This is a genomic window from Streptomyces sp. C1-1, assembly GCF_050214755.1.
Classification (GTDB): domain Bacteria; phylum Actinomycetota; class Actinomycetes; order Streptomycetales; family Streptomycetaceae; genus Streptomyces.
This window is the reverse complement of sequence record NZ_CP189826.1, coordinates 6,652,028-6,673,059: the sequence shown is the minus strand read 5'-3', so window position 1 is coordinate 6,673,059 and position 21,032 is coordinate 6,652,028. Positions and strand designations below refer to the sequence as shown.

Sequence of the window (21,032 nt, the reverse complement as noted above, 5' to 3'; positions counted from 1 at the left end):
TGCCATGGCCCGCCCTTTCAGACGCCGCCGTCACCACCCCGTCCAGCAGCAGTCCTGGCGCTGGTGGGTGAGCGGGCAGCCGGCCTGGCTGCTGCTGCTCGCGCTGTTCGGCGGGCTCGCCGTGCTGTCACTGGCGCTGGCCGGGGCGCATGTGCTGGTCGCCGGGAAGGGCCACCGCTACGGCGACCCGAGGGCGTTCTCGTCCCTGACGGCGTCCATGTTCCGGGCGCTGAGCGGATCGGGTGACTACCCGGACCGCAGGGCGGGCTCGCTGGACGACCTGCTGGCGGCGTTCGCGGCCGCGGTCGGGCTGGTCCTGCCCGCGTTGGTGATCGCGGTGGTGTTCGCGCGGATGTACTCGATCCGCGGCTTCGTCTGGCGCCGGCAGGCCAGCGTGTGTCTGCCGTGGGAGGTGGACGAGAGCCTCTACCGGCAGGAGAAGGAGGGCACCCACCACGGCACCATCGCCGTGCGCTTCTACAAGCAGCTGCGCCATCTCACCATCGCCGACCTGCGCTGCGAGGCGTATCTGCGGTATCTGGAGCCGTCGCCGGTGGACGGCAGCCGGCTGATCCGGACGCATCCGCTGAAGGTGCTCGGCTCCAACGGCAGCCGGGTCGACGCCCGGTTGTGGCCGGTGTCCAAGGAGGGCACGACCTTCACCCTGTGGATCCCGATGGACGCCGAGCTGGACGCGGGGCAGATCCGTACCGTGCAGGGCATCGACATCTCCGACAGCGGACTGCACGACCTGCTGATCCGGGTCTCGGGGAAGGTCGGCGGGCTGGGCGTCGAGGTGCACGACGAGCACTGGTACCGGCTCGACCCGGACCATGTGCAGATCGGGCGGTTCTCCCGGGTGGACGTGGACCTGACGCGGCCGAGCAGCACGTGGGCGGGCTGGGACACCTTCGAGGAGCCGGCCCGGCAGGCGCTGTTCGTGTACGGCCGGCTGGTGGACCCGCAGGCGCTGCGCGATCTGTACGGGCATGTGCCGCGGCCGGGCAAGGAGATCGTGCGGGCCCGCATCCGCGGCTTCCGGCGCACCTGGAGCGTGGCGACCGACAACGCGGACGCGGGGCGCGCGATCGTGTACCGGCGGACGGGGGAACCCGAGGTCCCGGACGTGAAGGTGCTCTTCCTCAACCTGGAGGGAGCGCCCGCCCAGTACACGGAGGGCCTGCTGCTGCGGGCCAGCAGTGACACGATCGCCCAGCTCAACAGCCCCGACGGCAACTTCACCGTGGAGGACGTGACGGGCCTGGTGGAGTTCGACCGGCCGTTCGACGACGGCCCGCCGGACATCGTCCACACCTATCTGGGCCGCCCCGGCCCCAAGCAGGCGGCCCGCTCCGGGCTCGCCGACGGTACGGCCGTGATCAGCGAGGAGTTCCTGACCGAGGTGCAGCGCGGGATGGCCGCGTACGACCTGGCACTGCGCACCGCGTTCGAGGGGGAGGCGCTGCCGCCGGTGCCGGTGGAGCGGCTGGTGCGGACGCTGCGCGACCCGAGCAGGTCGATCGGGGCGTCGCGGATACCGGAACAGGGGTGAGCGCCGCGCGCCCGGTCACAGCGCGGCGGCGCCGTGTTCGCGCAGCGCCTGGTCGTACTGTTGCAGCACCCACAACTCGTTCTGTACGGCGGCCAGTTGGGCGGGGTCGCCGGCGGTGCCGAGGCGGGTGAGGGTGGAGGTGATGTCACGGACCCGGCGCTCGACGGCCCGGCGGCGGACGGTGACCAGCTGGGCGCCCGCGTACACCTCGTCGACCGTCTTGCGCATGATCGCCTCCACGGCCAGCTCGGTGACCATGGCGCGCACGGTGTCGTCCGGGGCGGCCTCGCGCACCCGGACCAGGTAGTCCTGGGGGTCCTGCACGCCGTACTCGGTGCCGCCCGCTTCCATGATCGCCTGGCGCACGGCGGCGTAGGGCGCGGCGGTGAACTCGTCGGCGCCGTACGCGTCGAAGGCCGGGGAGACCAGCTCGGGCCGCTGGAGGGCGAGCTTGAGCAGTTCGCGTTCGGTGGCGTAGACGGGGTTGCGCAGGGTGAGGGCGGGGCCGGAGGCGGTGGGGCGCGGGGCGGCGTCGTAGGGCTGCTGCGGGCCGCCGCGGCCGCTCGGTGCGGGGCCCTTGCCGCCGCGGTCGCGGGCCCAGCGGGCGAGCTGGGCGACGCGCTTGACGACGAACTGGGTGTCGAGGATGCCGAGCATGCCGGCGAGCTGGACGGCGACCTCGTGCTGGGCGCCGCTGTTCTTGATGCGGGCCACGATGGGTGCCGCCTCGTCGAGGGCGGCGGCGCGGCCGGCGGGGGTGTCGAGGTCGTAGCGGACGACGATCTGGCGCAGCGCGAACTCGAAGAGCGGGGTGCGGGGTTCGACCAGGTCGGCGACGGCCTCGTCGCCCTTGGCCAGGCGCAGCTCGCAGGGGTCCATGCCGTCCGGGGCGATCGCGATGTAGGTCTCGGCGGCGAACTTCTGGTCGTCCTCGAAGGCGCGCAGGGCCGCCTTCTGGCCGGCCGCGTCGCCGTCGAAGGTGAAGATCACGCGGGCCGAGCCGTTGTCCATCAGCAGCCGGCGCAGGATCTTGATGTGGTCGCCGCCGAAGGCGGTGCCGCAGGTGGCGATGGCCGTCGTGACCCCGGCGAGGTGGCAGGCCATGACGTCGGTGTAGCCCTCGACGACGACGGCGCGGCTGGCCTTGGCGATGTCCTTCTTCGCCAGGTCGATGCCGTACAGGACCTGGGACTTCCGGTAGATCGGCGTGTCCGGGGTGTTGAGGTACTTGGGGCCGTTGTCCGCCTCGTAGAGTTTGCGCGCGCCGAAGCCGACGACGTCTCCGCCGATGTCGCGGATGGGCCACATCAGGCGGCCGCGGAAGCGGTCGATGGGGCCGCGGCGGCCCTCCTGGGAGAGGCCGGAGAGGACGAGCTCCTTGTCGGTGAAGCCCTTGCCGCGCAGGAAGCGGGTGAGGTGGTCCCACCCCTGGGGGCTGTAGCCGACGGAGAAGTGCTGGGCGGCGCCCTGGTCGAAGCCGCGCTCGGCGAGGAAGATCCGGCCGGTGTCGGCCTCCGGGCTGGTGGCGAGTTGTTCGGCGTACCACTCGGCGGCGATCTTGTGCGCCTCGACCAGGCGGATGCGCTCGCCGCGCTGGTGGGAGGGGTTGTAGCCGCCCTCCTCGTAGCGCAGGGTGATGCCGGCCTGGGCGGCGAGGCGCTCGACCGCCTCGGAGAAGGTCAGGTGGTCGACCTTCATCACGAACGTGATGGTGTCGCCGCCCTCCTGGCAGCCGAAGCAGTGGAAGAGTCCCTTGCTCGGACTGACCTGGAAGGACGGCGACTTCTCGTCGTGGAACGGGCACAGGCCCTTGAGGTTGCCCCCGCCCGCGTTGCGCAGCTGGAGGTACTCGGACACCACGGCGTCGATCGGGACCGCGTCCCGTACCGCCTTCACGTCCTCGTCGTTGATCCGTCCTGCCACGCGTGAATTCTACGGGGATGGACTGACACTCAAGAGACGAGGCTTTCGAGCGGAACGTGCGGGTCCGCCAGGGAGTCGGTGTTCACAGGGGTCCTGGAGCGGATCAGCTTCTGGACGGCGTCCGTGACGTTCCACACGTTCACGTTCATCCCGGCCAGCACCCTGCCGTTCTTGACCCAGAAGGCGATGAACTCGCGCTTGCCGGCGTCTCCCCGGATCACCACTTCGTCGTAGGTGCCGGGGGGCGCCCAGCCCGAGTACTCCATGCCGAGGTCGTACTGGTCGGAGAAGAAGTAGGGCACGCGGTCGTAGGTGATGTCCCGGCCGAGCATCGCCCGGGCCGCGGCGGGCCCGCCGTTCAGGGCGTTGGCCCAGTGCTCGACACGCAGCCGGGTGTCGAACAGGGCGTGCGGGAAGGAGACGACGTCTCCGGCCGCGTAGATGTCGGGGTCGGAGGTGCGCAGCCGCTCGTCGACGACGACACCGCCGCCGTACTGCCGGTCGGCGATCTCCAGGCCCGCCGACTCCGCGAGGCCGGTGCGCGGGGCCGCGCCGATCGCGGCGAGGACGTCGTGGGCGGGGTGCTCCTCGCCGTCGTCGGTGCGGGCCGCCAGGACCATGCCGTCCTGGCCGACGATCTCGGTGAGCCGCGCGCCGAAGTGGAAGCGGACGCCGTGCTCGCGGTGCAGCTCGGCGAAGAGGTTGCCGAGCTCGGGGCCGAGGACCGCGTGCAGCGGGGTGGCCAGGGGCTCGACGACGGTGACCTCGGCGCCGTACTCGCGAGCCGCCGCGGCGACCTCCAGGCCGATCCAGCCGGCGCCCGCGATGACGATGTGGCCGTTGTCGCGGCCGAGCGCGGCGAGGACGTGCTTGAGCCGTTCGGCGTGGGCGAGGCGGCGCAGGTGGTGCACGCCCGCGAGGTCGGTTCCGGGGATGTCCAGGCGGCGCGGCTCCGCGCCGGTGGCGAGCAGGAGCTTGTCGTAGCGGACGAGCGTGCCGTCCTCGCCGAAGCGGACCGTCTTCGCCTCGCGGTCGATGGCGTCGACGGTCTCGCCGAGGTGCAGCTCGATGTCGTTGCGCGCGTACCAGGCGGGTTCGTGGACGAAGACGCTGTCGCGCTCCTCCTTGCCCAGCAGGTAGCCCTTGGAGAGCGGGGGACGCTCGTACGGGTGGTCGCGCTCGTCGCAGATCAGTATCACGCGGCCGCTGAAGCCCTCCGCTCGGAGCGTCTCGGCCGCCTTCGCGCCGGCGAGGCCGCCTCCGACGATGACGAATGTCTGATCCGCGTCGACCACTTGATGCCTCCTACGGGGGGTCCGGGGGGTGTCCCACCAGAAAACACTGGGGGTGCCGCCACATGCGAGCGTCCCGCACGGAGCGTGATGGGGGAAGAGGGAGTGGCCCGATCAGGCCACGGAGTGTCACATTCGGGCTCATTCCTCGTCACCCACGCCCCCTCAGTCTCCCGTCTGCCCCGTCAGCCGTCCGTGAAGCGATCGGGCCGAGGCGTCGGTGAGGGAGGCGATCTGGTCGACGATCACCCGTTTGCGGGCGCGGTCGTCGCCGGCCTGCTCGAACAGGGACCGGAACTGCGGGTCCAGGCCGTCGGGCGCACGCTCGGTGAGCGCCTGCGCCAGTTCGGCCACGACGACCCGCTGGTCGGCGCGCAGCCGCTCCTGTTCGGCGCGTTGCATCACGTAGCGGTGGGCGACGGCCTTGAGGATCGCGCACTCCAGACGGGTCTCGCGCGGTACGACGAGTGCGGCGTCGTACCGGGTGAGCCGGCCCGTGCCGTGCGCGGCGCGGGTGGCGGACTCGGCGGCGAGGGCGAAGCGGCCGATGAGCTGGCTGGTGGCGTCCTTGAGACGGGCCTGGGCGACGGCCGTTCCGTCGTAGCCGTGGGGCCACCACTCCTGGTCCTGCAGGCGGTCGAGGGCGGCGGCGAGTTCGGCCGGGTCGGTGTCCGCGGGGACGTAGCGGCCGCGGGCCACCGCGAAGACCTCCTGGCGCTCGGGCTCCGCGCGCAGGCAGTTGGGGTCGATGTGGCCGGCGTGCAGGCCGTCCTCGACGTCGTGCACCGAGTACGCCACGTCGTCGGACCAGTCCATGACCTGGGCCTCGAAGGTGGTGCGGGTGCCGGGTGCCTCTTTGCGGACCCAGTCGAAGACGGGGCGGTCGTCCTCGTAGACACCGAACTTGGGCGACGCGGGGTCGGTGGGGTGGGCGCCCCTGGGCCAGGGGTACTTGGTTGCGGCGTCCAGCGTGGCCCTCGTGAGGTTGAGGCCCACGGAGCCCTCCGGGGTGAAGCGCTTGGGCTCGATACGGGTGAGCAGCCTCAGGGACTGCGCGTTGCCCTCGAAGCCGCCGCAGTCGTGGGCGAACTCGTTGAGGGCCTGTTCGCCGTTGTGGCCGAACGGGGGGTGGCCGAGGTCGTGGGAGAGGCAGGCGGCCTCCACCAGGTCGGGGTCGCAGCCGAGGGCCGCGCCGAGTTCGCGGCCGACCTGGGCGCATTCCAGGGAGTGGGTGAGGCGGGTGCGGGGGCTGGCGTCCCAGGCGGCCCGGGTACGGGTGCCGGGGGTGACGACCTGGGTCTTGCCGGCGAGCCTTCTGAGTGCCGAGGAGTGCAGTACGCGCGCGCGGTCGCGTTGGAAAGCGGTGCGGCCGGGGCGTTTGTCGGGTTCTGGGGCCCAGCGTTCTGTTGCCTGCGCGTCGTACGACATGTCTCGACAGTAAGGGCAGGGACTGACAATCCGCCTGAGCGTATGCCGCGTTCCGTCAGACGGCGAGTGCGGGTCGTGGCGGGTTGCTCGCGCAGCTCCCCGCGCCCCTTACCGCGTTGTCGTACCGGTGCAGGAGCAGTTCCGCCATCGCCGGGTGGGTGCCCAGGGGGGCCGAGGCGATCCAGGGGGCGGCCTCCGCGCACTCCGTGGCGAAGCGGCCGGGAGCCGTGAAGTACGAGGCGACCGCGACGCGGTGACGGCCTTTCGCCGCCAGGGCCCGGATCGCGTCCGGGACCGTGGGGGCCGCCGTGGTGGCGTAGGCGGGGACCACCGGGACGCCCAGGCGTTCGGCCAGGAGTTCGGCCGTGCGGGTGGTGTCGACCCCGGACTCGGGGTCGCGGGAGCCCGCTGCGGCCAGGACGACCGCGCTCGCGCGCCGCGTCCCCGCGTCCATGCGGGCGCGCCAGCCGGCCTCGACGAGGCGGGCGCACAGGGCGTCGACCAGGAGCGGGTGCGGGCCCAGGGCGTCGGCCACGCGCGCGTGCACGTCCGACGCGGCGGCCATCTCGGGGATGTCGCGCTTGATGTGGTAGCCGCGGCTGAGCAGCAGGGGTACGAGGACCGCCTCCCGCTCGACGAGGCCGGCCAGGGTGTCGGGGAGCAGGGGCTCGTTCAGTTCGATGTGGCCCAGGTGGACGGGCAGGCCGGGGCGCCGCTCGCGGACCCGCTCCAGGAGCGCGCGGACGGTGCTCAGGGCCCGCGGGTCGCGGCTGCCGTGCGCCACGACGACCAGCGCGGGAGGGGCCGGGCGGCGCCGGCCGTCCAGGGAGACGAGGCTGAGCTGGCCCGCGAGCCGGCTGCCGATCTGGCTCAGGAGGTGCGCCGTACTGTCCGTCATGCGTCGATCCTCGCCGGGGCAGGTTGCCTCCCCGTTGCCTGGTGATGACGGGCGTTTTCCGGCGGTTCACGCCGGGGGGTATGGGCCCTGTGAGGCCGCACGACCTGCGGTTTCGTCGCGCGGAGTGAACCTGGTCACGTAGGGTGTGCCGAACCGCGGGGCCCGACGGGACGTCTCTGACTGTCGAGAAGCAGGCGGAAGAGGGGGGACGTTCGATGCGCAGACCGCGGCTGCCACGCACGCGTACCGGCCGGCGGCGGCTCGTGCAGGCCGTGATGGCGGGGTGCGTGCTGGCCCTTCTTCCGATGACCTGGCTGTACGTCTTCACGGCCGGCCGGCTGGGCACGGTCGCGGACGCTCCCCGCACCGAGGTCGCCGTCGTCTTCGGCGCCGGCCTGTGGAACGGTGAGCCGTCGCCGTACCTGGCGAACCGGCTCAGCGCGGCGGCGAAGCTGTACCGCGAGAACCGCGTCGAGGTGGTCCTCGTCACCGGCGACAACAGCCGCAAGGACTACGACGAGCCCGACGCCATGCGCGCCTATCTGACCAGGCACGGGGTGCCGGACGGGCGGATCGTCAGCGACTACGCGGGCTTCGACACCTGGGACTCCTGCGTGCGCGCCAAGAAGATCTTCGGCGTGGACCGGGCGGTGCTGATCAGCCAGGGGTTCCACATCCGGCGGGCGGTGGCGCTCTGCGAGGCCGCGGGTGTCTCGTCGTACGGCGTCGGGGTGGACGCCAAACACGACGTGACCTGGTACTACGGCGGCACGCGTGAGGTGTTCGCGGCCGGCAAGGCGGCGCTGGACGCCGTGTTCCACCCGGACCCGCAGTTCCTCGGGCCGAAGGAGAAGGGGGTCGCGAAGGCGCTGGCGAGCGCCCGGTGACGCGGGGCTCACGCCGGCCGGCGCGGCTCGGGGAGGCCGCCGTCCCGTCCGCGTAACAAGGGGCCGCGCCGCACGTAACACGGCCGAAGCACGCTGGCCGGTATGCAGAACACCGTGACGCCCACCCACTGCCCGTACTGCGCGCTGCAGTGCGGGATGAACCTGACGCCCGCCGCGGACGGCACGGTCGAGGTGAGCGAGCGCACGGACTTCCCGGTGAACCGGGGTGCGCTGTGCGGCAAGGGCCGTACCGCGCCGGCCGTGCTCTCGTCCCGGGTGCGCCTGACCTCCCCGTTGGTGCGCTCCGAGGGCACGTTGGTGCCCGCCACCTGGGACGAGGCACTGGACCGGATCGCCGGCCGGCTGCGGCAGACGCGCGCGGAGCACGGGCCGGACGCGGTCGGGGTGTTCGGCGGCGGCGGTCTGACCAACGAGAAGGCGTACACGCTCGGCAAGTTCGCGCGGGTGGTGCTCGGCACCTCCCAGATCGACTACAACGGGCGTTTCTGCATGTCGTCGGCCGCGGCGGCCGGCATCAGGGCGTTCGGGCTCGACCGGGGGCTGCCGTTCCCGCTGGAGGACGTCCCGAAGACCGGCTGCGTGATCCTGGTCGGGTCCAACCTCGCCGAGACCATGCCGCCGTCGCTCAGGTTCTTCACCGAGCTGAAGGAGAACGGCGGCACGCTGATCGTCGTCGACCCGCGGCGCACCCGGACCGCCGAGCAGGCCGACCTGCACCTGGCCCCGCGGCCGGGCACCGATCTCGCGCTCGCCCTGGGGCTGCTGCACCTGGTCGTGGCCGAGGGGCGGGTCGACGAGGAGTACGTGGCCGGGCGCACGGTCGGCTGGGAGGACGCGCGGGCCGCCGCGATGGCGCACTGGCCGGAGTACGTGGAGCGGATCACGGGGGTGTCCGTTCCTCAGCTCAGGGAGGCCGTACGGCTGTTCTGCGAGCCCGAGCACGCGATGGTGCTGACCGCGCGCGGGCCCGAGCAGCAGTCCAAGGGCACGGACACCGTGGGCGCGTGGATCAACCTGTGCCTGGCGACCGGCCGGGCGGGACGGCCGCTGAGCGGTTACGGCTGTCTGACCGGGCAGGGCAACGGACAGGGCGGCCGCGAACACGGCCAGAAGGCCGACCAGTTGCCCGGCTACCGCAAGCTGGACGACCCGGCGGCGCGGCGGCATGTCGCCGAGGTGTGGGGCGTGGACCCGGACAGCCTGCCGGGGCCGGGGCGCAGTGCGTACGAGCTGCTGGACGCGCTGGGGACGGACATCAGGTCGCTGTTGCTGATGGGGTCGAACCCGGTGGTGTCGGCGCCGCGCGCCGCGCATGTGGAGGAGCGCCTGAAGTCCCTCGAATTCCTGGCCGTCTGTGACGTGGTCCTGTCGGAGACGGCGGCGCTCGCGGACGTCGTGCTGCCGGTGACGCAGTGGGCGGAGGAGACGGGCACGACGACCAACCTGGAGGGCCGGGTGCTGCTGCGGCGGCAGGCGATCACGCCGCCCGAGGGGGTCCGCAGCGATCTGGAGGTCATGCGCGAACTCGCCGACCGGCTGGGCGTGGAGAAGGGCTTCCCGACCGATCCCGAGGAGGTCTTCGAGGAGTTGCGGCGGGCGAGCGCGGGCGGGCCCGCCGACTACTCCGGCATCACCTACCGCAGGCTCGCGGAGGAGAACGGGGTGTTCTGGCCGTGCCCCCAGGACCTGTCCGGCCAACTCCCGCCGCAGCCCGCCGAGGAGACCCACCCGGGCACTCCCCGCCTCTTCCTCGACCGTTTCGCCACCCCGGACGGCCGGGCCCGGTTCGTGCCCGTCTCGCACCGGGCGATCGACGAGGAACCCGACGACGAGTACCCGGTCCTGCTGACGACCGGCCGGGTCGTCGCCCAGTACCAGTCCGGCGCCCAGACCCGCCGCGTCGACGAGCTGAACGCCGCCGCGCCGGGCCCGTTCGTGGAGCTGCACCCCCGGCTCGCGGCGCGGCTGGGGACGGCGGAGGGCGATCCCGTGGCGGTGGTGTCACGGCGGGGACGCGCCGTCGCCCCGGCCCGCATCACGACCGCGATCCGCCCCGACACGGTCTTCATGCCCTTCCACTGGCCGGGCGAGGGTCGCGCCAACACTCTGACCAACCCGGCGCTGGACCCGACCTCGCGGATGCCGGAGTTCAAGGCGTGCGCGGTGCGCCTGGAGCCGGTCACCTCCCGGGGGAACTCCTGAGCAGCCAGTCCCCGCTCTCGATGGGCCGCCCGCGGGCACGCAGGCGGGCGGCGACCGAGGGGGCGGCGACGTACACCCAGGCGCGGACGAGGGTGCCGTCGGTGTCGCGTCGCACCTCGCGCTCGACGCGCTCGTAGAGGTTGCGGGGGTCGCCGGGCGCGTACTCCTCGAGCCGGTCGAGGGCGACGAGCAACTCCGCGTACCGCTCGGGCATCGGGGTCACGAGTTCGCCGTACACCTCGCCGCCGCCGGGCGCGTCCACGGCGTACGGGTAGCCGGGTCCGGCGTACAGCACCGAGCCGGTCAGCCGCCCCGGTTCCTCGGCGCGGGTGCGGCCGCGCAGGAAGAGGTCGTGGTTGACCTCGCCGGGGCGGAGGGTGCCGTAGACGAAGAAGGGCAGCTGGGGACTCACAAAAACGATTCTCTCTCCACACACACCTCCTCACACGCACCCTTTACGTCTGCCTGTCATGACCCCTTAAATCTTGGTCAACACAGCGCCGACCACCCCCACGCGCCCTCCCGGCGCCCTACCGAGGAGATCGATGAGTCGGATCCGGCTGCACCCCAGCACCGCCCGCAGGTCCCGTCGTCTCGCCGCCGCCACCGCAGTGGCCGCCACCACCGCCGCCCTGCTGGCCTCCGCGCTCTCCCCCGCCGCCGTCGCCGCCGGCCGGCCGACCAGGGCCGGCGCGATCGAGAACGCGGCCTCCGCCCTTCTCGCCCATGCCGCGACCCTGGGTCTGACGTCCGCCGAGGGCACGTCCGTGCGGGACGTGATCGTCGACGCGGACGGCACGCAGCACGTCCGCTACGACCGCACCTACCGTCAACTCCCGGTTCTCGGCGGCGACTTCGTGGTCCATCTGGCGCCGGACGGCACGTACCGCAGCGCGAACCGGGCGACGCGGAGCGAGATATCCCTGGCCTCGATCGTCCCCTCCATATCGGCGCCCAAGGCCGCCGACCTCGCGGCGAACGCCCTGCGGGCCGTGAACCTCGGCGAGACCCTGAAGCAGCTGACGGCCGAGCCCCACCTGGTCGTCGACGCCCTGCACGGCGCCCCGAAGCTGGCCTGGCGCACCCAGGTGGCGGCCAAGGACTCGCTGGGCAACCCGGTCGCCCGCACGGTACTCACGGACGCCAGGACCGGCCGGCAGATCGACGCCTGGGACGACATCGAGACCGCGACGGGCGACGGCAAGTCCCTGTACAGCGGCACGGTCCCGTTGGAGACGACCCTGTCGGGGTCGACGTACCAGCTCAAGGACCCGACGCGCGGGAACACGTACACGGGCGACGCGGCGAACAAGACCGACCTGTGCTTCCTGACGAACATCTGCATCAGCCGCGCCCCGTCGACGGTGTTCACCGACACCGACAACCACTGGGGCACCGGGGCGACTTCGGACCGTGCGAGCGCCGCGGTGGACGCCCAGTACGGCACCGACGTCACCTGGGACTTCTACAAGAACACCTTCGGCCGCAACGGCATCGGTGGCGACGGCAAGGGCTCCTACAACCGCGTCCACTACGGCAACGCCTACAACAACGCCTTCTGGGACGACAGTTGCTTCTGCATGACCTACGGCGACGGTGACGGCACGACGTTCGGCCCCCTGGTGTCGCTCGACGTCGCCGGCCACGAGATGACCCATGGCGTCACCTCCAAGACGGCCGCCCTGACGTACTCGGGCGAGTCCGGCGGTCTGAACGAGGCGACCTCGGACATCCTCGGCACGCTCGTCGAGTGGTACGCGAACAACTCCTCCGACCCCGGGGACTACCTGATCGGCGAGAAGATCGTGAAGTCCGGCTTCGGCCGGGACGCGCTGCGGTACATGGACAAGCCGTCGAAGGACGGCAACTCGGCCGACTACTGGAGCAGTTCGGTCGGCAACCTGGACGTCCACTACTCCTCCGGGGTCGCCAACCACTTCGCGTACCTGCTGGCGGAGGGCAGCGGCGCGAAGACGATCAACGGGGTCAGCTACAACTCGCCCACCTCCAACGGCTCCACGGTCACCGGGATCGGACGGGACAAGCTCGGCCGGATCTGGTACCGGGCGCTCACGGTCTACATGACGTCGTCGACGAACTACGCGGGCGCGCGGACGGCGACCCTGAACGCGGCCAAGGACCTGTACGGGGCCGGGAGCACCGAGTACAACGCGGTGGCGGCGGCCTGGAGCGCCGTGAACGTGAACTGAGGTCCGGTTCGTCCGCGGGTCGGCCGCTCCGGTACCACCGACCGGAGCGGCCGACCCGCCTCCCGGCGCCGCCGGTCAGCCCCCGTACGGCCTGCGCTCCCGCGCCTCCCTCAACCCGCGCGCCCACCACACCAGTTGGTCCAGCATCGCCTTCGCCGCCGCGTCCGGACCCGTCGGGTCCTTCGGACGGCCGTCCTCGAAGGCGCCGCCCGCGTTGTGGAAGGAGACGGTGTCGCGCACCGTCACGGCGTGCAGTTCGGCGAAGACCTGGCGCAGGTGTTCCACCGCGCGCAGGCCGCCCGAGAGGCCGCCGTAGGAGACCAGGGCGACCGGTTTGGCCTGCCATTCCGTGTAGTGCCAGTCGATGAGGTTCTTCAGGGCCGCGGGGTAGGAGTGGTTGTACTCGGGGGTGAGGACGACGAAGGCGTCCGCCGCCGCCAGCTTCGGGGTGACCGAGGACAGGAGGGCGGTCGTCCCGGGGGTCCGGGCGAAGGTCGTGGGGAGCTCGGCGTCGGCCACGTCCACGACCTCCGCGATCAGGTCGTCGCGGTCGCGGAGGCGGGTCAGGAGCCAGTCGGCGACGACCGGGCCGAAGCGGCCGTGGCGGTTGCTGCCGATGACGACGGTGACCTGGAGCGGGGCATCGGGTGTCTGCATGCGGATCAGCCTCGTATCTCAAGTTTGGTTGAGGTCAAGTCCGGGCTCCGCCGATGCCGGTCACCCGTTCACACGCGCGCTCTGCGCCCTTCGGGTGCTCTTCCGCCAAAGCCCCCAAGGGCGTCGGTGACCTGCTGAAACTCCCCGCGAAGGAGGCGCAGGCGCACCCGTCTGACACCCATTCACCCCAATTCTGACGTTCCTTCAGGAAGCGCGCTCGCTCCGCTGCCACTTACCTCGGAAGGGCAGAGGACACCAGCAAGAGCTCGGAGGAGCACCGATGCGCCGTACCGCCCGTCTGCTGTCCGCCGCCGCGCTCGCCGTCGCGGCCGCGGGGCTCGTCACGGCGCCCGCGTACGCCGACGACGACGAGGGCAGCCTGGAGGTGTATCCGACCTCGGCCGAGCCCGGCGGGCAGGTCACCGTGAACACCTCCGCGTGCGACGGCGGCACGGCGGAGGGCGACGCCGGGGCCGTGGGCGCCGGCGCGTTCACGCTCGCGCCCAGCACCCACGAGGGCGACGCGATCGGGCAGTTCCGGGTGCCGCCGAGCGCGCAGCCGGGGACGTACGAGATCGTCGCGAAGTGCGCCGAGGGCGACCGCGAGGTCTCCGGCGACCTGGTGGTCACGCTGTCGCCCGCGCGGGGCCAGGTGCGGCCCCGGGGAAGTGTGAAGACGGGGGTCGGTGGCGTGATGGGCCCCGACCCCGTGCAGACCGCGGCCGGCGTGGCGGCTCTCGCCGTCGCCGCCGCGGGCGGTACCTGGCTCCTGCATCGCCGGGCGAGAGGCGACGGGATCTGACGGACACCCTCCGCTGTCCGTCCGCCGGTACCGCATGCCCCTCCCCCTCCGGGTCCGACGCCCCTCGCGGCCCGGAGGGGGACCGGGGTTCCCCAGCCGTGGCAGGGTCCGCCCGCTCCCAGGCAGGAGGCTCGTGTGCGCAGGATCAGCAATGTCGTCATAGCGTCCGTGACCGTCGTCTCCCTGTGCACGGGCGCCTGGCTGCTCGGCAGTGGCGAGGAGACCCACGCCCCGCCGCAGCCCTCTGCGGCGCAGGCCCGTTCCGGCGCCGCCGACCCCCGGTCCGCGCCCGCGCTGCCGCCGTCGCCGCCGGACCGCATCCGCATCCCGTCGATCCGTGTGAACGCCCCGCTCATGGGCCTGGGCCTCACCCGGTCCGGCAGCCTCGACGTCCCGCCCGCCCGGGAGAAGAACCTCGCCGGCTGGTACGAGGCCGGTACCACCCCCGGCGAGACGGGCACGGCGATCGTGGCCGGCCATGTCGACAACGCCGACGGGCCCGCCGTCTTCTACGACCTCGGCGCCCTGAAGAAGGGCAGCGGCATCGACATCGACCGGCGGGACGGCAGCACCGCCCGGTTCACCGTGGACGCGGTCGAGGTGTACAAGGCGACCGGCTTCCCCGACGAGAAGGTGTACGGCGCCGCGGACCGGCCCGAACTGCGGGTGATCACCTGCGGCGGGGGCTATTCGCGCTCGACCGGCTACCAGGGCAACGTGGTCGTCTTCGCCCACCTCACGGGCGGTCGTCGCTGACCACGGCCGCCGCGATGGTCCGCGCGCAGTCCAGGGCCTCGGTGTGGGTGGTGTCCACCTCCAGGTCGTAGACCACGCCCTGATGGACCACCTCCGCCTGCTTCTCGGCCATGCCCGGGGCCCGGTCGCCGCGGACGATCTCCCGTCCCGCGGCCACCGCCGCCTCGCAGCGCACCCCCACCCACAGCACGTCGAGGCCGGCCAGCGGCTCCCGCCAGCGGTCCTGGGACGCCGCGCCGCCGAGAAAGACGTCGTCGACGATCACCCGGGCGCACGCCCGCGCCGTCGCCGCCACCCCCCGCCGCCAGGCCGCCTCCAGCCTGCCGAACTCCGGGCCCACCTGCACCGAGCCGTCCGGCGAGACGAGCGCCGCCTGCAGCGAGGCCGGCATCGCCTCGACCAGGCCGTCGATCCCGAACGCCAGCCACGGCTCGGGCAGCAGCGCCTGCAGGCACCGTACGATCCCCGACTTGCCCGAGCTGGAGCCGCCGTTCAACACGATCACGTCAGTGGCCATGCCGCGACCGTACCGTCCGGCCGCCCCCTGCTCGTAGGCAATATCCGTGCCCCCCGGACCGGCCGTCGAGGCGCTCGGATCCGCGTCGTGCGAGGGTTCCCGGCCCGGCCTCACACCACACCCCCGGCTTGTGCTCCGAACCCTCACACCCACCGCGCGCCGGTACTGAGGGCAGCGTTCCTCGCGGGAAACAGACGTGATGCGGTCGGGTAACACCGGCAACGCACGCTCCTGGACATGACCTCGAATACGCGTGTGGTGGTGATCGGCGCCGGGCTCGCGGGCGTCCGGCTCGCCCGGCGGCTCGGTGAGCTCGGCACGCCCGTGACGCTGATCGGCGAGGAGGAGCACCGCCCGTACAACCGGGTGCTGCTCGCCGAGGTGCTGGCCGGGCGCTACAGCCCGGACGTCATCGCGCTGCCCGCGCCCGCGGAGCTCACCCGCGGCCGGGTCACGGGCATCGACCGCGAGGTGCGAGCCGTACACCTCGCGGACGGCTCGAAGATCGCATACGACACCCTGGTCCTGGCCACCGGTTCGAACCCGGTGCTGCCGCCGCTGCGCGGCCTGTTCACGCCGGACCACGAACTGCCCGAGGGCGTGCACGCGTTCCGCACCATGGACGACTGCCTGGGCCTGTCCAAGGCCGTACGGCCGGGTGTGCGGGCGGTCGTCATCGGCGGCGGGCTCCTCGGGGTCTCCGCGGCCCGAGCGCTCGCCCTGCGCGGCGCACAGGTCGTCCTCGCCCAGCAGTCCGAGCGGTTGATGGAGCGTCAGCTCGACCCGGCCGCCTCGAAGCTGGTCCGCCGGCACCTGACCGACCTCGGCGTCGAGGTCCACACCGAGTGCCGGGTACGCGACGTGCGCTGCGTCGGCGGCGCGGTCCGCTCGGTCGAGATGCACGACGGCTACGCGCTCGACGCCGACCTCGTCGTCCTGGCCTGCGGGGTCCACCCCCGCGTCGGCCTCGCGCAGACCGCCGGCCTGGAGGTCCGCAAGGGCATCCTCGTCGACGACGAACTGCGCACCTCCGACCCGCACATCCGGGCCATCGGCGACTGCGTCCAGCACGACGGCACGGTGTACGGGCTCGCCACCCCGGCGCTCGAACAGGCCGAGGTGCTGGCCGAGTCGCTGTCCGGCCGCTCCACCGCCCGCTACACCGGCACCCGTTCACTCACCCGGCTGACGCTGGCCGGTGAAGGCTTCTTCGACCTCGCCGCGTTCGGCGAGACGGAGCCGCGTCCCGGGGACGACGTCGTCCAGCTCACGGACGCCACCCGCGGCACCTACCGCAAGGTCGTCGTCCGCGACGACCGCCTGGTCGGCGGGGTCCTCGTCGGCGAACTCGGCACCGTCGGCGCGCTCGCCCGCGCCTGGGAGGGAGCAGAGCCGCTCCCCGACGACGGCCCCCTGCTCCACCTGCTCACCAATGATGGAGGCTCCTGATGACCGCCGCCCCGGAGGCCACCCCCACGATCGTGCTCGTCGGCCACGGCATGGTCGGCCAGCGCTTCCTCGAAGCGCTCGCCGCCCGCGGCCTGACCGCCACGCACCGCGTGGTCGTGCTGTGCGAGGAGCCGCGTCCCGCGTACGACCGCGTCGCCCTCACCTCGTACTTCTCGGGCCGGACACCCGAGGAACTCTCCATGACCGACATGGAGTTCATCAACGACCACGGCATCGAGCTGTACGTCGGCGACCCGGCCGAGACGATCGACCGCGACGCGCGGAAGGTCACCGCGCGCTCCGGCCGGGTCTTCGACTACGACACCCTCGTCCTCGCCACCGGCTCCTTCCCCTTCGTGCCGCCGGTGCCGAACAAGGACGCCGAGGGCTGCTTCGTCTACCGCACGATCGACGACCTCCTGGCCATCGAGGAGTACGCGAAGACGCGTACGACGGGTGCCGTGGTCGGCGGCGGCCTCCTGGGACTCGAGGCGGCCGGCGCCCTGAAGGGCCTCGGACTCACCTCCCACATCGTGGAGTTCGCGCCCCGGCTGATGCCCGTCCAGGTCGACGAGGGCGGCGGCGCGGCCCTGCTGCGCACCATCGAGGAGATGGGCCTGAGCGTGCACACGGGCGTGGGCACGCAGGAGATCGTGGTCGGGGAGGACGGCGCGGTCACCGGCATGAAGCTGTCGGACGGCTCCGAACTCGCCACGGACATGGTGGTGTTCAGCGCCGGTGTCCGCCCCCGCGACCAGCTGGCCCGCGACTGCGGCCTGACCGTCGGCGAGCGCGGCGGCATCAGCGTCGACGCGCAGTGCCGCACGGTCTCCGACCCGCGCGTCTTCGCGATCGGCGAGTGCGCGCTGGCCTCCGACGGCCGGGTGTACGGCCTGGTGGCCCCCGGCTACGAGCAGGCGGAGACGGCCGCCGCGACGATCGCCGAGGACGAGGCGTCCTTCACCGGCGCCGACCTGTCGACGAAGCTGAAGCTGCTCGGCGTCGACGTGGCCTCCTTCGGCGACGCGCACGGCACCACCGCCGACTGCCTGGACGTCGTCTACTCCGACTCGCGCGCCGGTCTGTACAAGAAGCTGGTCATCGGCCGCGACGGCACACTGCTCGGCGGCATCCTGGTCGGCGACGCGGAGGCGTACGGCACGCTGAAGGCGTTCACCGGTTCCGTCCCGCCGGTCAAGCCCGAGTCGCTGGTGCTGCCCGCCGGCGCCGGCGAGTCCGTCCAGCTCGGCCCGACCGCGCTGCCCGACGAGGCGATCATCTGCTCCTGCAACAACGTCACCAAGGGCACGATCCGCGGCGCGGTCACCGAGCACAGCTGCACCACCGTGCCCGAGGTGAAGAAGTGCACCAAGGCCGGTACGACCTGCGGCAGTTGCGTCAAGGTGCTGGGCCAGCTGGTGGACGCCGAGCTGGAGGCCTCCGGCGTCGAGGTCGACAAGGGCCTGTGCGGCTGCTTCGCGCAGACCCGCGAGGAGCTGTACGAGATCGTCCTCGCCCTGCGCATCAACACCTACCAGGACCTGCTCGACCGCTACGGCCGCGACGGCGCCCGGGGCGGCGACGGCTGCGAGGTCTGCAAGCCGGCGGTCGGCTCGATCATCGCCTCCCTCGCCCCGACGATCGGCGCCAGCGGCTATGTCCTGGACGGCGAGCAGGCGGCACTGCAGGACTCCAACGACCACTTCCTGGCCAATCTGCAGAAGAACGGCTCGTACTCGGTCGTGCCGCGCATCCCCGGTGGTGAGATCACTCCCGAGGGCCTGATCGTGATCGGCGAGATCGCCCGCGACTTCGGCCTCTACACGAAGATCACCGGCGGTCAGCGGATCGACATGTTCGGCGCCCGTGTCGAGCAACTGCCGCTGATCTGGATGCGGTTGGTGGACGCCGGCTTCGAGTCCGGCCACGCCTACGGCAAGGCGCTGCGCACGGTGAAGTCCTGCGTGGGCTCCACCTGGTGCCGCTACGGCGTCCAGGACTCCGTCCGGATGGCGATCGACCTGGAGCTCCGCTACCGGGGCCTGCGCTCCCCGCACAAGCTCAAGTCCGCGGTGTCGGGCTGCGCCCGCGAGTGCGCGGAGGCCCAGTCGAAGGACTTCGGCGTCATCGCGACCGCGGGCGGCTGGAACCTGTACGTCGGCGGCAACGGCGGCGCGACCCCGCGCCACGCGGACCTGCTCGCCCAGGACCTCTCCGACGCCGAACTGATCCGGCTGATCGACCGGTTCCTGATGTTCTACATCCGCACCGCCGACCGTCTGGAGCGCACCTCGACCTGGCTGGAGCGCATCCCCGGCGGCCTGGACCACGTCCGTGACGTGGTCGTGGAGGACTCCCTCGGCATCTGCGAGGAGCTGGAGTCCCTGATGGCGGCGCACGTGGCGAACTACGCCGACGAATGGGCCACCACCATCAACGACCCCGAGAAGCTCGCCCGGTTCGTGTCCTTCGTCAACGCCCCCGACACCCCCGACCCGGTCGTCGGCTTCGTCCCCGAACGCGACCAGATCAAGCCCGACCTGCCGCTGCTGTCCATCGGCATGCGCCCCTCTGAAGACGTCCTGGAAGGAAGCGCCCAGCGATGACCCTGGCACCCGAGACCACCGACCTGAAGATCCAACTGCAGCTGGAGGAGGGCTGGTTGACGGTTTGCGACCTGACCCAGCTGGTCCCCGGCCGGGGCGTGGCCGTGCTCCTGCCCGACGGCCGCCAGGCCGCCCTGTTCCGCGACCGCAACGGCGTGCTGTACGCCGTGGACAACCGCGACCCCTTCGGCGGCGCGGCGGTCCTCTCCCGCGGTCTGACCGGCACCCACCAGGGCCGCCCCTTCGTCGCCTCGCCCCTGCTGAAGCAGCGGTTCGACCTGGCGAGCGGGCAGTGCCTGGACGACGAGGCGGTGCGGATCGCCACGTACGAGGTACGAGCGGCGTAACTTCGTAAGCCACTTTCTTGACCGATCGTTCTCGTTCTCAATAGGCTGCGACACGTGGCCAGGACCAAGGAGTTCGATCCGGAGGCCGCGCTGCAGGCAGCCCTGGAGCTGTTCTGGCAGCGCGGCTACGAGGCGACGTCGATGTCCGACCTGGTGGACCGCCTGGGCATCGGCCGCGCCAGCATCTACGCGACCTTCGGCAGCAAGCACGAGCTGTACCTGAAGGCGCTGGAGCGCTACGACCGGGCGGGCCTGACGCCGATCCTGCGGGAGCTGTCCCGGCCGGGCCCGGCCCTGCCCGCCGTACGGGCCGTCGTACGGCGTTACGCCACCGAGGCCGCCGACGAACGGCTGCGCCTGAACGGCTGCCTGGTCACCAACACGGCGTCCGAACTCGCCCCGCACGACCCGGCCGCCGCCCGGCGGGTCGAGCGCAACTGGGACCAGCTGGAGACCGTGCTGCACTCGGCCCTGCTGCGCGCCCGGGCCCAGGGCGAGCTGCCCGCCGGCCGCGACCCACTCACCCTCGCCCGCATGCTGCTGGTGCTGCTGCAGGGCCTGCGCGTGGTCGGCAAGGCGTCCGCCGACCCGGCCCGCGTGCGGGACGCGGCGGAACAGGCGCTGGCGCTGCTGGACTGAGCCGCCCCTCCTCAGCGAGGGGCGTTTCTTTTGCTCTCATACTGAACCGATCGGTCAAGAAAAAGGGGAGATCATGACCAGAGCCCGTTTCGCAGGGAGGACCGCTCTCGTCACGGGTGGGGGGTCGGGCATCGGCCGGGCCGTCGCGCTCGCGTTCGCCGCGGAGGGCGCGTACGTGGTCGTGGCCGGCCGACGCCGCGAACCACTCGACGAGACGGTCGCCCTGATCGAGCGGTCGGGCGGCAAGGGACTCGCCGTACAAGCCGACGTCTCCCGCGACGCGGAGGCGGCTACCGCGGTCCGGGCCGTCGTCGAGACCTTCGGCTCCCTGGACGTGGCCGTCAACAACGCGGGCGTCTTCCGGGGCGGCGCCCCCCTGGCCGAGCTGTCCGAGGAGGACTGGCGGACCCAGCTCGACGTCAACGTCACCGGCGTGTTCCTGGCGCTGCGGGCACAGGTGCGGCAGATGCGCGCCCAGCCGTCCGGCGGCGCGATCGTCAACGTCTCCTCCACCTTCGGGGTCCACACCAGCCCCGCCGGGGCCGCCGCCTACTCCGCCACCAAGGCCGCGGTGACGGCGCTGAGCCGGGGCGCGGCCCGGGACCACATCGGCGACGGCGTCCGCATCAACGTCGTCAGCCCCGGCGCCACCGACACCCCCATGTCGCTGCGGCCGGGCGAGACGGAGTCCGAGCGCACCGAACGGGCCGCGGCCACGCTGCCGTTGAGCCGCATCTCCACCACGCGGGAGATCGCGGCCGCCGTCCTGTACCTGGCCTCCGACGACGCGGCCTCGGTGGTGGGCACGGATTTGGTCGTGGACAGCGGCGGCTCACTCTGAGCGGT

Annotated in this window: 18 protein-coding genes; 11 read left to right on the top strand and 7 right to left on the bottom strand. The window is 72.3% G+C overall.

Features of this window, described 5'->3' with window-relative positions; all coding sequences use genetic code 11:
* Window positions 1-4: 4 nt before the first annotated feature.
* Complete coding sequence (locus ACQF4J_RS30395) at window positions 5-1,552, top strand: hypothetical protein (RefSeq protein ID WP_351572084.1); 1,548 nt, start codon at window positions 5-7, stop codon at window positions 1,550-1,552.
* Window positions 1,553-1,567: 15 nt separating this feature from the next.
* Here the strand turns inward: ACQF4J_RS30395 and dnaG are convergent, their stop codons facing one another.
* The 4 genes from dnaG to ACQF4J_RS30375 form a co-directional block, all read right to left on the bottom strand.
* A complete protein-coding gene (gene dnaG / locus ACQF4J_RS30390; RefSeq protein ID WP_351572082.1) occupies window positions 1,568-3,475 on the bottom strand; it encodes a DNA primase in 1,908 nt (635 codons plus the stop codon).
* A gap of 29 nt (window positions 3,476-3,504) precedes the next feature.
* The gene (locus ACQF4J_RS30385) at window positions 3,505-4,770 is read right to left on the bottom strand and encodes an NAD(P)/FAD-dependent oxidoreductase (protein ID WP_351572079.1); all 1,266 of its coding nucleotides are present in this window, start codon (window positions 4,768-4,770) and stop codon (window positions 3,505-3,507) included.
* Between the two features lie 162 nt (window positions 4,771-4,932).
* Entirely contained in the window at window positions 4,933-6,195 is a 1,263-nt protein-coding gene (locus ACQF4J_RS30380; RefSeq protein ID WP_351805446.1) for a deoxyguanosinetriphosphate triphosphohydrolase, read from the bottom strand.
* A gap of 55 nt (window positions 6,196-6,250) precedes the next feature.
* Complete coding sequence (locus ACQF4J_RS30375; RefSeq protein ID WP_351572073.1) at window positions 6,251-7,093, bottom strand: sirohydrochlorin chelatase; 843 nt, start codon at window positions 7,091-7,093, stop codon at window positions 6,251-6,253.
* A 215-nt stretch (window positions 7,094-7,308) separates the two neighbouring features.
* On the opposite strand from ACQF4J_RS30375, the gene ACQF4J_RS30370 reads away from it, so the two are divergent.
* The gene (locus ACQF4J_RS30370; protein WP_351572070.1) at window positions 7,309-7,980 is read left to right on the top strand and encodes a SanA/YdcF family protein; all 672 of its coding nucleotides are present in this window, start codon (window positions 7,309-7,311) and stop codon (window positions 7,978-7,980) included.
* A 102-nt stretch (window positions 7,981-8,082) separates the two neighbouring features.
* The gene (locus ACQF4J_RS30365; RefSeq protein WP_351572068.1) at window positions 8,083-10,203 is read left to right on the top strand and encodes a molybdopterin oxidoreductase family protein; all 2,121 of its coding nucleotides are present in this window, start codon (window positions 8,083-8,085) and stop codon (window positions 10,201-10,203) included.
* Here the strand turns inward: ACQF4J_RS30365 and ACQF4J_RS30360 are convergent.
* Window positions 10,181-10,615, bottom strand: coding sequence for a gamma-glutamylcyclotransferase family protein (locus ACQF4J_RS30360; RefSeq protein WP_427167237.1), 435 nt, complete (start codon window positions 10,613-10,615; stop codon window positions 10,181-10,183). The two genes, ACQF4J_RS30365 and ACQF4J_RS30360, sit on opposite strands and share 23 nt — an antisense overlap.
* A gap of 133 nt (window positions 10,616-10,748) precedes the next feature.
* On the opposite strand from ACQF4J_RS30360, the gene ACQF4J_RS30355 reads away from it, so the two are divergent.
* Complete coding sequence (locus ACQF4J_RS30355; protein WP_351572065.1) at window positions 10,749-12,413, top strand: M4 family metallopeptidase; 1,665 nt, start codon at window positions 10,749-10,751, stop codon at window positions 12,411-12,413.
* Window positions 12,414-12,488: 75 nt separating this feature from the next.
* Here the strand turns inward: ACQF4J_RS30355 and ACQF4J_RS30350 are convergent, their stop codons facing one another.
* A complete protein-coding gene (locus ACQF4J_RS30350) occupies window positions 12,489-13,070 on the bottom strand; it encodes an NADPH-dependent FMN reductase (RefSeq protein WP_427167235.1) in 582 nt (193 codons plus the stop codon).
* A 280-nt stretch (window positions 13,071-13,350) separates the two neighbouring features.
* Here ACQF4J_RS30350 and ACQF4J_RS30345 point away from each other — a divergent pair, with 280 nt between their 5' ends.
* Both ACQF4J_RS30345 and ACQF4J_RS30340 read left to right on the top strand, forming a co-directional pair.
* Entirely contained in the window at window positions 13,351-13,872 is a 522-nt protein-coding gene (locus tag ACQF4J_RS30345) for a hypothetical protein (RefSeq protein WP_351584139.1), read from the top strand.
* A gap of 135 nt (window positions 13,873-14,007) precedes the next feature.
* A complete protein-coding gene (locus tag ACQF4J_RS30340) occupies window positions 14,008-14,628 on the top strand; it encodes a class F sortase (RefSeq protein WP_351801742.1) in 621 nt (206 codons plus the stop codon).
* On the opposite strand, the gene cpt is transcribed toward ACQF4J_RS30340, so the two are convergent.
* Window positions 14,609-15,145 carry a chloramphenicol phosphotransferase CPT gene (gene cpt / locus ACQF4J_RS30335; protein ID WP_427167234.1) on the bottom strand — a complete coding sequence of 179 codons (537 nt, stop codon included), beginning with the start codon at window positions 15,143-15,145 and terminating at the stop codon, window positions 14,609-14,611. The genes ACQF4J_RS30340 and cpt overlap by 20 nt on opposite strands.
* A gap of 237 nt (window positions 15,146-15,382) precedes the next feature.
* On the opposite strand from cpt, the gene ACQF4J_RS30330 reads away from it, so the two are divergent.
* The 5 genes from ACQF4J_RS30330 (at window position 15,383) to ACQF4J_RS30310 (ending at window position 21,027) form a co-directional block, all read left to right on the top strand.
* Window positions 15,383-16,594, top strand: a complete 1,212-nt coding sequence (locus tag ACQF4J_RS30330) for an NAD(P)/FAD-dependent oxidoreductase (RefSeq protein ID WP_351801744.1) — start codon at window positions 15,383-15,385, stop codon at window positions 16,592-16,594.
* Window positions 16,594-19,200, top strand: coding sequence for a nitrite reductase large subunit NirB (gene nirB, locus ACQF4J_RS30325; RefSeq protein WP_427167233.1), 2,607 nt, complete (start codon window positions 16,594-16,596; stop codon window positions 19,198-19,200). Before ACQF4J_RS30330 ends, nirB begins: the two co-directional genes overlap by 1 nt.
* Window positions 19,197-19,547, top strand: a complete 351-nt coding sequence (gene nirD / locus ACQF4J_RS30320; protein ID WP_351584126.1) for a nitrite reductase small subunit NirD — start codon at window positions 19,197-19,199, stop codon at window positions 19,545-19,547. The genes nirB and nirD overlap by 4 nt, the downstream gene beginning before the upstream one ends.
* Window positions 19,548-19,601: 54 nt before the next feature.
* Complete coding sequence (locus ACQF4J_RS30315; RefSeq protein WP_351801748.1) at window positions 19,602-20,186, top strand: TetR/AcrR family transcriptional regulator; 585 nt, start codon at window positions 19,602-19,604, stop codon at window positions 20,184-20,186.
* Between the two features lie 73 nt (window positions 20,187-20,259).
* A complete protein-coding gene (locus ACQF4J_RS30310) occupies window positions 20,260-21,027 on the top strand; it encodes an SDR family NAD(P)-dependent oxidoreductase (protein ID WP_427167232.1) in 768 nt (255 codons plus the stop codon).
* The last annotated feature ends 5 nt before the right edge of the window (window positions 21,028-21,032 follow it).